The 15,571-nt window shown below is 55.1% G+C and carries 11 protein-coding genes; 6 read left to right on the forward strand and 5 right to left on the reverse strand.

Annotated features, from left to right (window positions below):
• Positions 1-158 precede the first annotated feature (158 nt).
• Positions 159-1,094: a malate dehydrogenase gene (gene mdh / locus IBT46_RS16235; protein ID WP_200546528.1), complete on the forward strand. Its 936-nt coding sequence runs from the start codon at positions 159-161 to the stop codon at positions 1,092-1,094.
• Between the two features lie 48 nt (positions 1,095-1,142).
• Here mdh and degS read toward each other — a convergent pair whose 3' ends face one another.
• From degS to zapG, 3 genes are all read right to left on the reverse strand, one after another.
• Entirely contained in the window at positions 1,143-2,198 is a 1,056-nt protein-coding gene (degS, locus tag IBT46_RS16240) for an outer membrane-stress sensor serine endopeptidase DegS (protein ID WP_200546529.1), read from the reverse strand.
• 81 nt (positions 2,199-2,279) lie between these two features.
• Positions 2,280-3,653 carry a serine endoprotease DegQ gene (gene degQ / locus IBT46_RS16245; protein WP_200546530.1) on the reverse strand — a complete coding sequence of 458 codons (1,374 nt, stop codon included), beginning with the start codon at positions 3,651-3,653 and terminating at the stop codon, positions 2,280-2,282.
• 121 nt (positions 3,654-3,774) lie between these two features.
• Positions 3,775-4,176, reverse strand: coding sequence for a Z-ring associated protein ZapG (gene zapG, locus IBT46_RS16250; RefSeq protein ID WP_200546531.1), 402 nt, complete (start codon positions 4,174-4,176; stop codon positions 3,775-3,777).
• A gap of 177 nt (positions 4,177-4,353) precedes the next feature.
• Here zapG and zapE point away from each other — a divergent pair, with 177 nt between their 5' ends.
• The 5 genes from zapE (at position 4,354) to sspB (ending at position 8,014) form a co-directional block, all read left to right on the forward strand.
• Entirely contained in the window at positions 4,354-5,481 is a 1,128-nt protein-coding gene (zapE, locus tag IBT46_RS16255; protein ID WP_200546532.1) for a cell division protein ZapE, read from the forward strand.
• Between the two features lie 243 nt (positions 5,482-5,724).
• Positions 5,725-6,153 (forward strand): 50S ribosomal protein L13, encoded by a 429-nt coding sequence (gene rplM / locus IBT46_RS16260; RefSeq protein ID WP_105592908.1) that lies wholly within the window; start codon positions 5,725-5,727, stop codon positions 6,151-6,153.
• Between the two features lie 15 nt (positions 6,154-6,168).
• Complete coding sequence (rpsI, locus tag IBT46_RS16265; protein ID WP_056231096.1) at positions 6,169-6,561, forward strand: 30S ribosomal protein S9; 393 nt, start codon at positions 6,169-6,171, stop codon at positions 6,559-6,561.
• 311 nt (positions 6,562-6,872) lie between these two features.
• Positions 6,873-7,514, forward strand: coding sequence for a stringent starvation protein SspA (gene sspA, locus IBT46_RS16270; RefSeq protein ID WP_105592909.1), 642 nt, complete (start codon positions 6,873-6,875; stop codon positions 7,512-7,514).
• A gap of 5 nt (positions 7,515-7,519) precedes the next feature.
• Complete coding sequence (gene sspB, locus IBT46_RS16275) at positions 7,520-8,014, forward strand: ClpXP protease specificity-enhancing factor (protein WP_200546533.1); 495 nt, start codon at positions 7,520-7,522, stop codon at positions 8,012-8,014.
• A 98-nt stretch (positions 8,015-8,112) separates the two neighbouring features.
• On the opposite strand, the gene IBT46_RS16280 is transcribed toward sspB, so the two are convergent.
• A complete protein-coding gene (locus IBT46_RS16280) occupies positions 8,113-9,870 on the reverse strand; it encodes a sulfite reductase subunit alpha (RefSeq protein WP_200546534.1) in 1,758 nt (585 codons plus the stop codon).
• A 105-nt stretch (positions 9,871-9,975) separates the two neighbouring features.
• The gene (locus IBT46_RS16285; protein ID WP_200546535.1) at positions 9,976-15,501 is read right to left on the reverse strand and encodes a glutamate synthase-related protein; all 5,526 of its coding nucleotides are present in this window, start codon (positions 15,499-15,501) and stop codon (positions 9,976-9,978) included.
• Positions 15,502-15,571 lie beyond the last annotated feature (70 nt).

Genomic DNA, 15,571 nt, shown 5'->3' on the forward strand with positions numbered 1-15,571 from the left:
CAGGATGCAATGCGGGCATATCTTCAGCATTTGCTGCTTTTTAGTGCTTAAGTACGCAAAACCGTAAACCCGCTATCGTCATTATCCCGCAGGTCGTCTAAGGTCGTAAGCAGATGGATTTCCCGGCATAACATGCTCAAAATAATAAGGAGTTTAGGATGAAAGTTGCAGTTCTCGGTGCAGCGGGTGGTATCGGTCAGGCTCTGGCCCTCCTACTGAAAACCCAGCTTCCGGCTGGTTCAGAACTCTCTCTCTATGATATCGCCCCCGTCACTCCGGGTGTTGCGGTAGACCTTAGCCATATCCCTACAGCAGTCAAAATTGAAGGCTTCAGCGGTGAAGATGCGACCCCGGCTTTGCAGGGCGCTGATGTGGTTCTGATTTCCGCTGGCGTAGCGCGTAAACCGGGTATGGACCGTTCCGACCTGTTTAACGTCAATGCCGGCATTGTACGCAACCTGATTGAACAGGTTGCTGCGATCGCGCCGAAAGCGCTGATTGGCATTATTACTAACCCGGTTAATACCACGGTGGCCATTGCGGCTGAAGTACTGAAAAAAGCCGGTGTGTATGACAAAAACAAACTGTTCGGCGTGACCACGCTGGATATTATTCGCGCCAACACCTTTGTGGCTGCGTTGAAAGGCAAACAGCCGCAGGAGCTGAACGTTCCGGTCGTGGGCGGCCACTCTGGTGTTACCATCCTGCCTCTGCTGTCGCAGATTGAAGGCGTCAGCTTTACCGAGCAGGAGGCGGCGGATCTGACTAAACGCATTCAAAACGCCGGTACCGAGGTTGTTGAGGCGAAAGCCGGTGGCGGGTCGGCGACGCTCTCAATGGGCCAGGCTGCAGCGCGTTTCGGGCTGTCGCTGGTGCGCGCCCTGAAAGGGGAAAGCGATGTTGTCGAATGTGCCTATGTTGAAGGCAACGGCGAATACGCCCGTTTCTTCTCACAGCCGCTGCTGTTGGGCAAAAACGGTATTGTTGAACGTCGTCCGATTGGTAAACTGAGTGCGTTTGAGCAGCAGTCGCTTGATCAGATGCTGGACACGCTGAAAAAAGATATCGCTTTGGGCGAAGATTTTATTAAGTAAGTCCACATTTCGCCCCGTCTCCAGACGGGGCGATACAAATACTTTTCCCTACTGACTTTTGTTCTCTTCCGGGTATTCCAGTACCGTGACCGGTAGCGTCATCTTCTTATCGTTACGCAGGATCTCAACCTCTATGACTGTTCCAGGACGGATCTCCGCGACCTGATCCATGGTTTCCATTGCGGAAACGGCAGGAACATTATTCACCCGCGTAATCACATCGTGGATCTGCAAGCCGGCTGTTTGCGCCGGGCCGGTAGGGTTCATACCGGTGATGACAATGCCCTGCGGATGCTCCAGCGTGGTATTCTGGCCGGTAAAGCGCGGGATTTCTTCCCCGGTGATACCGATATAACCGCGGATCACTCGTCCGTCTCGGATCAGCTTATCCATAATTTTGGTGGCCAGCCGTGTCGGGATTGCAAAACCCAGCCCTTCCGGCGTTTCGCCATCGCTGCTCTTATCGAATGAAAGCGTGTTAATCCCCATCAGTTCGCCCAGCGAGTTAATTAGCGCGCCGCCGGAGTTACCGCGGTTAATCGAGGCGTCCGTTTGCAGGAAGTCCTGATGGCGTGATGGGCTCAGCCCAACGCGGCCGGTTGCACCAATAATGCCCTGAGTGACCGTCTGACCGATGTTATAAGGATTACCAATCGCCATCACCAGATCGCCGATATGCGCCACGCGTTTCGGGTTGATCGGGATGACCGGCAGATTCGATGCGGTAATTTTCAGCACGGCAAGGTCGGTCAGCGAATCTGACCCCACCAGCATTGCTTCAAAGTAACGGCCATCCTGCAGGCGCACGATAATCTGGTTGGCATCGTTGATGACGTGCTTGTTCGTCAAAATATAGCCGCGAGGGTCCATGATCACGCCGGAACCCAGGACATCAGAAGAGTTGCTGGCGCTGCGGTTATAAACGTAAACCACCGCCGGTGCCGCACGCCGCACGGCATCGTTGTAGCTGACCGGTTCCTGGTCGGCGTTGTCGCCAGGCTGTGACAGCAGATCGCCGCCGAACTTAAGGCCCGGCACGGCTACCAGAAGAATACCCGCCACAATCAGGCCGAATATCACGGAACGTAAAAGTTTAAGAAACATGGTTTTAAGCGGTGAATGAATGAACTAAATGCAGGATAACATGAGTTGCGCGGGCACAGTAGCCTGTGCCCGCGAAGGGGACTACTGAAGCAGTAAATAGATGCTGTCGCTACCGCGAATAATATTCAGCGCCAGTAGCGGAGGTTTGCCCTCCAGCAGCTTGCGCAGTTCAGCCAGATTCTGAACCGGGGTACGATTCAGGCCGACAATGACATCATCTTTCTGCAGGCCCGCGAGCGCCGCAGGAGTGCCTTTCTCAACATTATTCACTTTGACACCTTTGGTGCCATCAGCAGCCGCTCCGTCGCTGAGCGTTGAGCCCTGAAGGGCCGGAGCCAGCTGTTCTGCACTCACGGTGCTCTGGCTGCTGTTATCCAACTTAACGCTGACAGTCGCCGGTTTTCCTTCGTGCAGCAGGCCAACCTTCACCTCCTGTCCCGGTGCGGTGGTACCGATTTTCACCCGCAGTTCGGCAAAATTATTAACCGGTTTGCCGTCCACGCTAATGATAATGTCACCGGCTTTGATGCCCGCTTTTGCCGCTGCCGAACCTGCCAGCACTTCGTTGACGAAGGCCCCACGCTGGACATCAACGTTAAAGGCTTTGGCCATATCGGCGGTCATTTCCGTGCCTTTAATGCCGAGCTGTCCACGTTTTACTTCGCCAAATTGAATCAGCTGCTGGGCCAGATTCATTGCCATATTGCTCGGAATCGCGAAACCGATGCCGATGTTGCCACCCGCCGAGGAGAGAATGGCGGTATTCAGGCCAATCAGCTCACCGTTTAGATTGACCAGCGCGCCACCGGAGTTGCCACGGTTAATCGCGGCGTCGGTCTGGATAAAGTTTTCCAGCCCTTCCAGGTTCAGGCCGCTGCGACCCAGCGCCGAGACAATGCCGGATGTTGCCGTCTGGCCTAAACCAAACGGATTCCCGATGGCAACGGTAAAGTCACCGACTTTTAGCTGGTCCGAGTCGGCAATACTGACCTGGGTCAGTTTGGTGGCGCCATTTAGCTGAATAAGCGCCACATCGGTTTGCTCATCGTCACCAATCAGTTTGGCGTCAAATTCACGCCCGTCGCTGAGCTGGACTTTAATCTTGTCTGCGCCGTTCACTACATGGTAGTTGGTCAGCACATAGCCTTTCGCCGCATCGATGATGACACCGGAGGCCAGGCCTTCAAATGGTTGCTTAGGTCCGTCATCCTGTTCGCCGTCCTGGCCCAGAAAACGTTTCAATTGTTCAGGGATCTGCTGTTCCTGCTTCTGTGTGCCTTCCACGTAGACACTGACCACGGCTGGTAATACTTTTTCCAGCATAGGGGCCAGGCTGGGCAACGGTTGCCCTTCAACTTGCGAAGGGAGGGAAGCCAGGGCCGAAGGAGTCATCAGAGCCAAATTAAGGCCGAGACTGAGTGCTAATGCGCTTAACAGAAATGACTTTTTTTTCATCGCTACGACGCTCTCGCTACCGGAGAAGTGATATGAATACCCTGCACATGCAGGCTCTGAGATGTGACTGACAGCGATACTTGCAACGAAACGGGGGTGCCAGGCACCCCATAAGAATGGCTTATTTTCCTGCGGGGCGTTCACCACGCAGCAGGCCGGAAGCGCTGTCCGGGTAGTCCTTTGGCATCTGTACCGGTGCCTGGTCGTTATCGGCTTCTGACTCAGTCAGCTGATAAGCAAAGGGATTTTTCTCTCCCGGCAGGTTCGGTAACAGGTCATTAGACCCTTTCGCCATATGTTGGTACAGCTGGCGATAATCGCGGGCCATATTGTCCAGCAGCTCAGCGCTGTGGGCAAAATGGTTGGTCAGCTCTTCACGGTATTCCGCCAGCTCAGCTTTGCTTTTTTCCAGTTCATACTGCAACGAGCGCTGCTCACGCAGTTTCTTGTTGCCAAAACGCATTGCAACCGCGCCGATAATAATCCCAACAACTAACCCAATGAGCGCGTATTCCCAGGTCATAATAACTCCCGTTTTGTCTTCGTTGTTCCGTAGGGTCTTTCCATTCACTACTAGCCACTATAACCGCTAATGTTATGGAAGTGGAATCCTGTGGCCGCTTCGCTTAGTGTAGAACGACTTTTTTTTCGACGATCAACCCCCCGGCACGGCCATTTTTTCAGGGAATGTGACTAAATTATGCAAAAGATGTCCCCTCTGGCGCTCTATGAGCAGGCGCTGGAAAACGGCGAGTATCAGCCTGATGAAGTACAGCGCGCAGCAATCACCCAGCTTGACGGCATATGGCAGGCGTTAAGCGGTTCTCGTCCCGCTCCCGCCCCGAGCAGCGGTGGGTTGTTTGGCAAATTAAATAAGCTGTTAGGCAAAGGGAAAACCGACCCTCAGCCCCCGGCGCGTGGCCTGTATATGTGGGGTGGCGTTGGGCGTGGAAAGACCTGGCTGATGGACATGTTTTTTCAGGCAATTCCTGGTGAGCGCAAACAGCGTCTGCATTTTCATCGTTTTATGCTGCGCGTGCATGAAGAGCTGACCGAGCTGCAGGGGAAAAGCGACCCGCTGCAAACCGTCGCCGACCGTTTCAAGGCGGAGACGGATCTACTGTGTTTTGATGAGTTTTTTGTCTCCGATATCACTGATGCAATGTTACTGGGCACGCTGATGGAAGCGCTGTTCAGTCGCGGCATTACTCTGGTGGCAACCTCGAATATCCCACCAGACGATCTCTATCGTAACGGTTTGCAACGCGCACGTTTTCTGCCGGCTATCGAAATGATTAAGCAGCATTGCGACATTATGAACGTTGATGCCGGGATTGATTATCGCCTGCGCACGCTGACTTCTGCCCATTTATGGATGACGCCGCTGGACGCCTCCACCTCAAAAGAGATGGAACGGATGTTTGTCGCGCTGGCCGGTAAACCCCGTGAAGCGCATGCACCGTTGGAAATCAACCATCGCCAGCTCCCTACGCTCGGCATGGCGGAGGGCGTACTCGCAATGAGTTTCCTCACCCTGTGCGGTGAAGGACGAAGCCAGCACGACTATATTGAGCTATCTCGCCGTTTTCACAGCGTATTGCTGTATGATGTGCCGGTGATGATTTATAAAACCGAAGATCAGGCCCGGCGTTTTCTGGCGCTGGTGGATGAGTTTTACGAGCGTCACGTGAAGCTGGTGGTTTCGGCGGAAACATCACTGTATGAAATTTATCAGGGCACGCGGCTGAAGTTTGAGTATCAGCGCTGTGTTTCCCGCTTGCAGGAAATGCAGAGTGAAGAATACCTGCGCCTGCAGCATCTGCCCTGAGTAAAAAAGGACGTGGCGGAACGGCAATTTTATCGTAGAAAGTGTTCGATTTTTATGGGCGACTTCTCTATAATCTTGCGACCCCACGTTACAACAAAGGTTTTTTTCCCAAAACTCTTTGTGTTCCAGTAACTCTATCCGAAGGGGTGGGCTTACTGGTCAAGATGGTCGTGTGAGCTCCAACCGTTTATTCAAGCGTTTGGGATTTCACCAACGTGTAACTTAATTTGGGTAAGCTTTTAGATGAAAACTTTTACAGCTAAACCAGAAACCGTCCAACGTGACTGGTATGTTGTTGACGCAACAGGCAAAACTTTAGGTCGTTTAGCGACTGAACTTGCTCGTCGTCTGCGCGGTAAGCACAAAGCGGAATACACTCCGCACGTAGATACTGGTGATTACATTATCGTTCTGAACGCTGAGAAAGTTGCCGTAACTGGTAACAAGCGTACCGATAAAGTGTATTACCATCACACCGGCCACATCGGTGGTATCAAGCAAGCGACCTTCGAAGAGATGATTGCTCGCCGTCCTGAGCGTGTGATTGAAATCGCGGTTAAAGGCATGCTGCCAAAGGGCCCGCTGGGTCGTGCTATGTACCGTAAACTGAAAGTTTACGCGGGCAACGAGCACAACCATGCGGCACAGCAACCGCAAGTTCTTGACATTTAATCGGGATTACAGGCAATGGCTGAGAATCAAAACTACGGCACTGGTCGCCGCAAAAGCTCTACCGCTCGCGTATTTATCAAGCCGGGCAGTGGTAACATCGTAATCAACCAGCGTTCTCTGGAACAGTACTTCGGTCGTGAAACTGCCCGCATGGTAGTTCGTCAGCCGCTGGAACTGCTGGACATGGTTGGTAAATTCGATCTGTACATCACCGTTAAAGGTGGTGGTATCTCTGGTCAGGCTGGTGCGATCCGTCACGGTATCACCCGCGCTCTGATGGAGTTCGATGAGTCTCTGCGTGGCGAACTGCGTAAAGCAGGCTTCGTTACTCGTGATGCTCGTCAGGTTGAACGTAAGAAAGTCGGCCTGCGTAAAGCACGTCGTCGTCCACAGTTCTCCAAACGTTAATTTATTCTGCTTCGGCAGAGTCAGTTATCGAAAACCCGGTGCTCAGCGCCGGGTTTTTTATTTTCTGCTGGTGCAAAAAGCGCGAAAGTTATCTTGCTTTATCACTTTTCCCTCGTAAATCGGCATTCCTCTCCGCACAAGCTGACTAAAATCTGGTAGACTATGTGTCACTTTGTGCCCATTGGCCAGTCAACAATGACGTGCAGCTCCCGCTTACGGCTGGAGTGGTCAATCATCGGGCTAATGGCAATAACGAGTCGCCGCGTGGATGGCTATTCGCAGTAATTTTCTGGATAAACTTGGAGGTTTACATGGCTGTCGCTGCCAACAAACGTTCGGTAATGACGCTGTTTTCTGGTCCGACTGACATTTTTAGCCATCAGGTTCGTATCGTACTGGCTGAGAAAGGTGTAAGCGTCGAGATCGAGCAGGTTGAAACGGATAATCTGCCCCAGGATCTGATCGACCTCAACCCGTACCGTACCGTGCCGACACTCGTTGATCGTGAGCTGACGCTGTATGAATCTCGTATCATCATGGAGTATCTGGATGAGCGTTTCCCGCATCCTCCATTGATGCCGGTGTATCCGGTCGCACGTGGTGAAAGTCGTCTGATGATGCACCGCGTTGAGCAAGACTGGTACAGCCTGATGCGTAAAGTTGAGAACGGCACGGCGCAGGAAGCCGAAGCGGCTCGCAAACAGCTGCGTGAAGAGCTGCTGGCGATTGCCCCACTGTTCTCCCGCACGCCGTTCTTTATGAGCGAAGAATTCAGCCTGGTTGACTGCTATCTGGCTCCGCTGCTGTGGCGTCTGCCGCAGTTGGGTATTGATCTGAACGGTGCCGGTTCGAAAGAGCTGAAGGGCTATATGACTCGTGTCTTTGAGCGTGATTCATTCCTTGCTTCCCTGACGGAAGCCGAGCGTGAAATGCGCCTGCAAACGCGGGGCTGATTACGATGGAAATGTCGCAACTTACCGCACGTCGTCCTTATCTGTTGCGCGCTTTCTATGAGTGGTTGCTTGAGAACCAGCTCACCCCGCATCTGGTCGTCGATATTAATTTGCCGGGTGTGATGGTCCCCCTGGAATATGCGCGGGATGGTCAGATCGTACTGAATATCGCGCCGCGTGCCGTGGGGAATCTGGAGCTGGGCAACGATGAAGTTCGTTTCAATGCTCGCTTTGGTGGCGTTCCGCGCCAGGTGAACGTTCCGCTGGCAGCGGTGCTGGCGATCTACGCCAGGGAAAACGGTGCCGGTACAATGTTCGAACCGGAGCCAGCCTACGACGGTGCCGGGGAGTTTGATGCTTCAACCGAACAGGATGAGGCACCGGAAACCCTGATGTCGGTGATCGATGGCGATCGTCCGGATGATGAAAATGACGATCACACGCCAGACGATGAGCCGCCGCCGCGCGGTGGCCGCCCGGCATTACGCGTTGTGAAGTAAGCCATTAATAAGCAGCATAGGAAAACGGGCCAGTTGGCCCGTTTTTTTTTGAGTGCATATCGTCAATGGATGCGGGCTGGCCCGCATCCAAAGGATGATTAATAGACGTCGCGCAGGTAGCGTTTCTCTTTCTTCAACTGATCGATGTAGTCAGCTGCGCGTTCGGCAGACATACCGCCAAACTGAGAAACGATTTCATACAGTGCTTTATCCACGTCTTTCGCCATGCGTGATGCATCGCCGCACACGTAGAAGTAAGCCCCTTCCTGCAGCCACGCAAACAGTTCAGCACCCTGTTCCAGCATACGGTTCTGCACGTAAATCTTTTTCGACTGATCGCGTGAGAAGGCCAGATCCAGATGAGTCAGCAGACCGCTTTCCTGCCAGCCGTTAAGCTCATCCTGGTAAATAAAGTCGTGTTCCTGGTGCTGATCGCCGAAGAACAGCCAGTTTTTACCGCTGGCGCCGGTTGCCTGACGCTCCTGAAGGAAGGCGCGGAACGGTGCAATACCGGTGCCCGGGCCGATCATGATCAGCGGTGCGTTACCGTTTGACGGTACGCGGAAAGCTTTGTTAGGCGAAATAAAGATTGCCGGCTTGCCGCCGCGGCCCACGCGCTCTGCCAGATAGGTTGAGCAAACGCCGTTACGCGCACGTCCTGCGCTGTGATAGCGTACGGAAGCAATAGTCAGGTGTACCTGATTAGGATACGCCTTCGAGCTGGACGAGATGGAGTAAGCGCGGTGCTGCAGCGGACGCAGCAGCGTAACAAACTCAGCGGTAGTCAACGTGCGGGTCAGATCCAGCTGCAGCAGATCCAGGGTGTCTTTACCCCACAACCAGACGCCCAGCGCATCTTTATCGTCGTGCTGAAGCACGTGACGCAGCTCCTGGTTAGTGGTGTTCTGGCCCACCCATTCGATCAGCTTGCGTGAAGGCTCGGAGATTTCGAACTGATAGGTCAGCAGATCGCCCAGGCTGCGGTCAAAGCCAGGAACCGGGCTCTGATAATCGGATTTGAGCTGCGTCAGCAGCAGATCGACCAGGACCGGATCGTTGACCGGGATTACACCCAGTGCATCGCCGGCTTCATATTTCAGGCCGCTGTCGGTCAGATCGAACTCAAAGTGGCGAATGTCTTTACCGGACGCCTCGCCGGACAGGCGCTTATTGGTCACCAGGGCGGCGGCATACGGGTTGTTCTTGTTGCTGCCTGGGATCACCGGCGCTTCCGGCAGGTTCTCCAGCGCTGCGCCGGTGCTGCCCGCACTGGCGGCGAACTGCGGCATTGAGTTAGCAATCCACTCACCGGCAGGTTCTTCATAATCAATGTCGCAGTCAATGCGGTCGAATACGCGCTTCGCACCCAGCTGCTCAAGACGCATATCGAAGAATTTACCCGCCTGGCAGAAACCGTCGTAGCCGGTATCACCGATGGCCAGAATAGCAAAGTGCATCTGCTCCATACGCGGCGCGGTGCTGGCGGAAAGTGCCTGCCAGAACAGCTCGGCGTTATCCGGCATTTCACCTTCACCGTAGGTAGAGGTGATAATCAACACGTGGCGCATGGTGGCGAATACGTCGATATCGACTTCACCCAGCCCCTGAACCACCGGTACCAGACCTTTGGCGCGTGCAGCTTTCGCGGCGCTCTGCGCTAACGCCTCAGCGTTACCAGTCTGTGAACCAAACAGGATATGCAGCTGGGTGGTGGTTGCCGCGCCCGCGCTTGCTCCCGCCTGCGGTTTGTCTTCCAGCACCAGCAGACGTGAATGTAACCCGGCGAGGAAGCCTGCCAGCCAGAATTTCTGCTCACCATTAAATGGTGCATCTTCAGGAATATAAGGAATTTTCATGGGTTTTCTATACTCAATCCCGTTTCGTCATGTTCAGTAACCTGCATTCCGGCGCGGCATCCCGTGGGATATCGCGCCGGTTAACGCGGTTGATTCAGGCTGTTATCAGGCCAGTTTGCCTACCGCAGCGGCTAACTCCGGCAGCGCGGCGCGGGCAAACAGTTCCTCAAAGTCAGGCAATCCACCCAGCACCTGACGGTTGCTGGCATCCTGATAGATGATCCAGCCGTAGGTCGCCAGACTATCCATTGAGCGGATGTTACGCTGAGTCAGCGCTGCCTTGTAGTCCGCCATACGTTTGGCAGCAATCAGGCAGGACAGCTCTTCGTCGTTGTAGTTCTCAATCGCTGCGCGAGCGTGACGCTGCAGCTTAGAGATCAGGGCAAAGTCTTCTGTCATCAGCAGGTTACGTACCGCTTTTTCAACGGCGGCATCATCTACCGCAGTGCCTTTCGGCAGGCGGGAGAGTGCTAACTGCTGGGCAGAACTCAGCACGGTGTAGTTATTCAACAACACCAGCATTTCCGGCGTATCGGTGGCACCGTAGGCCGGTACTGCACCGTTAGCGATCGGCTTACCTTCACGCCATGCGGCTTTGAATTTCGCTACCTGATGGCCGGCCAGAGCGGTAGACAGCTCTTCCAGCAGATCCTTACGGGTTTTCGCTTTCAGGATCTCAGCGCTGTCCTGATACAGCAGCAGGGAGCGCGGCATCACGTAGACAAAGTTCTGGCACTCGGTTTCCCAGTGGTCCAGCAGCCAGGCGGCGCGAGGTGAGTTCGTTGCCTCCAGATGCCAGGTCAGCATGGTGAACACCGCCTGTTTGTGCACGCGGGCCATTTCATTGTCTTCGGCGATAGAGCCGAACAGCACGGAATCACCGGCAGCATGGCTGGCGAGCGATCCGTACGGATCGTACTGGTAGGCAAAGCCACCGCTCATCCCGTTACCGAAACCTTTACCGAACGTACCGAGGTTCAGAACGGCACCGTTGGTCATATATTCGCAGCAGAAATCACCGACGCCTTCCACAACTGCGGTCGCACCGGAGTTACGTACCGCGAAGCGGTCACCGGCCTGGCCCTGAACGAACAGACGGCCACCGGTGGCACCGAACAGCGCGAAGTTACCGATCAGCACGTTGCCTTCAGCATCTTCAGAGCCGCCGCCAGGTGAAACAACGATAATCTCGCCGCCGCACTGGCCTTTGCCCACACCGTCGTTACAGGTGCCGGAATGCGTCATCTGCATCCCGTCGTTACAGAATACGCCATAAGACTGACCGGCAGATCCAGAGGTGAAGATGTTCACCGTGCCCGGCGCCAGGTAGCGGCGGCCGCGATCGTCGAGCAGCGCAGCCGGGATATCTGCAAGCTGTTCAGCGTTCAGCGTGTGGTTCAGCATACGCTCGATATCAATGGCCAGCTGGCCGCCAACGCTCTTGTTACGGTTGTTCAGCGTGATGCCATTGCCCAGACGGATATCAGTGCTTCCCTGAACCACCAGCGAGTCGTTCAGCAGCTCCACCCAGTCGTTATCAAGGGCGAAATCTTTTTCCAGATAAACTGGCTTGGCGATCTTCACTTCCGGTACCACGGTGAGCATGGCACGCAAATCGAGTTTGCCGACTTCCAGCGGGTGATCCATCAGGTGCAGCAGGTCAGAGCGCCCGCGCGCTTCGCGCAGAGAGCGTAATCCCAGACGAGACAGCATCTCACGAACTTCATGCGCAACGTTGATGAAATACTGTGCCAGCTGGCGCGGATCGCCATCGAAGGCTTCGGCATTGGTGGTCAGACCGGCCGGGCACTTCACGTTACAGTTTTTCGCCATCACGCACTTCAGCATCATCAGCGCAGTAGTACCAAATTCGAAGCTGTCGCCGCCGAGCAGGGCCGATTTCACCACGTCGCTGCCGGTCTGCTGTGCGCCAGAGCAGCGCAGCAGTACTTTTTCGCGCAGGCCGTTGGCGCAGAGTGCCTGGTGCACTTCGGCAATACCGATTTCGGCAACGCGACCGGTGTATTTCAGACTGGTCACCGAGGCTGCACCGGTTCCGCCGGTGTTACCCGCCACGTTGATCACATCGGCACCGGCTTTCGCCACGCCGACCGCGATAGTGCCGATCCCTTCAGAGGAAACCAGCTTAACGATGACGCGAACGCGCGCCGCCTTACAGTCGTGGATCAGCTGTGCCAGATCCTCGATGGAGTAGGTATCGTGGTGCGGAGGAGGGGATACCAGCTCCACGCCCGGCGTACCGCCACGAGCAGCGGCGATCTCAACCGTCACTTTCGGCGCAGGCAGCTGACCGCCTTCACCCGGTTTTGCACCCTGACCGATTTTGATTTCCAGCTCTTCCAGCATCGGATCGGCCAGATAAGCCGCCCAGACGCCAAAACGACCGGATGCCAGCTGTTTAATGCGAGAGGCACGGATGGTGCCGTGGCGCGAAAAGTGCTCGCCGCCTTCACCGCAGTTGCTCATGCCGCCAACCATGTTGGTGCCGTGGGCCACCGCTTCGTGAGCCGGAGCAACCAGCGCACCGTGGCTCATCGCACCGGAGGCAAACGTGCGGGTGATCTCGCAGGCCGGCTGCACTTCGCTCAGCGGCAGGGAAGGCTGAGTAGCGAAAATACGTGACAGATAGTCAGCCGCTTTGCCCTGTGCGGTGATCTGCAGGCCGTCAGCGGTAATTTCAGTGTGTTCAATTTCATCCAGGAAGCGGTTTTTCAGCGCAGTTGCCAGCACCAGCAGACGCTCGTGTTCCGGCTTCAGGCCTTCAATCGCATCGGTCAGACGCAGGGTAAACTGGCCTGCGCTTCCGGCTTCACAGGTCAGTCCGCGCACGGCGAAGCTGTTGTTGACCAGCGAATAACGTCCCAGCTTACGGCTGAATTCAGCCAGGCTGTCAACGTGGGTCAGATCGCACGGGAAGGCGAGGATATCGCGCAACGCGGCCGGGCGACGTTTACGCTCTTCGTGCATCAGGCTGGAGAACTGACGGTAATCCGGCGTGATGGTAAAGGCGTTAATGACCTCATCAGGGATGCGCTCAAAGCTGCTGTCAGCAAAGGACTTCGCTTTGATATTGAAAGCGTTATCCAGCTTAGCCAGCGTCAGCAGGCGGATAAACTGATCTTCGTCATGCTGCTTGTCCGAGAAGCGGATAGGCTGCTCGGTCATGTCGATAAAGGTACGTACGGCAATAGTACCGTAGGAGTGACCGGCACCTTCCGCACGTTCTTTAAACAGGCCCAGCAGCGGAACTTCGGCTTCTCCCTGAATTTTCAGGGCGCTCTGATGCCAGTCCACCGCCATCTGCGCGATAGAGGCAAAGCCTGCGCCACCCACCGGCGTTTTAATGTTCGGGAAGTATTTCTTCAGCACGCGATCTTCCGTATCGAGGAAGTTTGGCTCGAAGAATTCACCGCAGCTGTAGCTTTCGACGGTACACAGGCCCACTTTGCCCATGGTTTTCATCAGCGCTTTTTCTGCAGCTTTGGCATAGCGCTTAAAGGCTTTATTGCCTTCTTCTCCTTCACCATATTTCTCTTCGGCACGCATCTGCACGCCCAGCGGATAGATTGCTGAGGCACCAAAGCCCAGCGCCGCGGCAATGTGGTGCGAAGAAATACTTTGGCCGCTTTCGACCACCAGCGAAACATCAAGACGCAGACCTTCCTGAACCAGGCGCTGGTTGATGGCGGACACCACCAGCAGCATCGGCATCGCGGCTTGAGTCGAGGAGATATGGCGGTCGGTCAGTACGGCGATGCCGCCCTGTTCACGGGCAAAATCAACCACCTGCTGAGCAAGATCGTCAATCGCCTGCTCCAGCGCATCGGCATTTTTCTGGCGGCTTTCTGCATCGCTGCCCAGCACCGGTGCATAGAGCATTTCAAAGCGGGCATACGGTGCCACATCCTGCTCGCGCAGCTGCAGCATATCCAGGTGAGTCAGGATCGGCGTTGGCACGATGATCTGGCGACCTTTACTGCGGCCCAGATGCGGCTTCGCACCCAGCGCCACGCGCAGCGTCATGCCGTCAACTTCACGAATGGAGTCTAACGGTGGGTTCGTCACCTGCGCGAAGCGCTGGGAGAAGTAGTGCGCCATACCGCCTTCATGATCGGATAAGGCGTTGATCGCGTTGCCATAACCCATGGCTGAAATTTTTTCAGCTCCGGTGTTCAGCATCGGGTCCATCATGAATTTGAAGCTTTCCTGGTTGTAGTAGTAAGCCACAAATCGCTGATAGGTTTTCAGGTCGCCGCTGTAACGCAGCGGGGAGCCCTGTTTTTCCGCCGGGATTACCGGCAGCTCTTGCAGAGTAATACGAGCCTGAGCAACCAGCGCCGGGTAGTCTTTCTCCGCAGCGAGTTTTTCCAGCGCTTCTACGGTGGTGTAGCTGCGTTTCTCACTGTGATCGTAGTACAGCATCCCGCCCGCTTCGATACGGCCGCGGCGCAGCACGCTTTCCGGTGGGAAGGCGATCTGGCCGGCTTCGGACATTGCACCGATGTATTCGGCGGTTTCCACCGAACGCAGCGGACGCAGGCCCAGACGGTCAAGGCGGGCACCGATGATTTCACCGTTACCAAAGATCAGTGCTGCCGGGCCGTCATTCTTCTCTTCATAAAGGGAGAAGTATTCGAGCATGGCGCGAACGTTATCGGAAAGAGATTCATCGTTTTCCCAGGCCGGTGGCATCATGGAAACCACGGCGTTGATCAGGTCGAGATTATCTTCCATCAGGCGGCTGTGGATGCTCTGGTCCAGACGCGAGCTGTCCGACTGCCCTTTAGGACGCACGATTTTCTTGCCGCGTGCGGAAGCCAGTGCGGATTCCGCAATGCGGTTTTTACGGTCGGTATTCAGCTCACCGTTGTGCGCCATCAGACGGAACGGCTGCGCCATCGTCGTATGCGGATCGGTGTTGGTTGAAAAACGGGTATGGAAGAACAGACCGCGAACGCGATGATCGGGATCGGTCAGATCTTTGAAGTAAGGGATCACTTCATTCGAGTTCAGGCGTGCCTTGAACACCTGGGTACGTGAAGAGAGCGACAGCGGGTAGAGGCCGCCAAACTCGCTTTCGGTAAAGGCGCGGGCTTCAATATCCAGCAGGGCACGATAAATGCGTTTTTCGAAATCGTTTTGATTATCGATATCCTGAGGAATAGTGAAGATCCACTGTGCGATAGGCAGCTGTGAGACAATGGCTGCCGGACGCAGTACGTCAGTGTCCAGCGGCATATCACGTTTTAAAATCACCGACAGGCCGTAAGCCGCAAGGGTTTCCTCAACCAGACGCTCGGCATTTGCGCGCAGCGCACTGTCTTTCGGTACAAAGAAATTGCCTACGCCAAAACGACCCGATTCAAGCTGTTGACCGGTAATTTTGCGGAAGAAATGCAGAGAGATGTCGACGTTGACGCCCGCGCCGTCGCCCACGCCTTCAGCGGACATACCGCCGCGATGAGGAACGGTACACAGGGCACTGTGTGCCATCTGGAGGACCTCATGAGTTTGCTCGCCGTCCTTACGTGTAATGAAACCCACGCCACAGCTATCACTCTCTTTTGTTGGATCATACAAGCCATAGGGATAAGGTTTTGAGTCAGACATCGAGGGCCTCCTTAACTTCTTTTGTACATTACCTATATTGTTCAGGCACAGAACGCAGCTGAGCGGTCAC

Source organism: Erwinia sp. S38 (genome assembly GCF_016624545.1).
Classification (GTDB): Bacteria; Pseudomonadota; Gammaproteobacteria; order Enterobacterales; family Enterobacteriaceae; genus Erwinia; species Erwinia coffeiphila.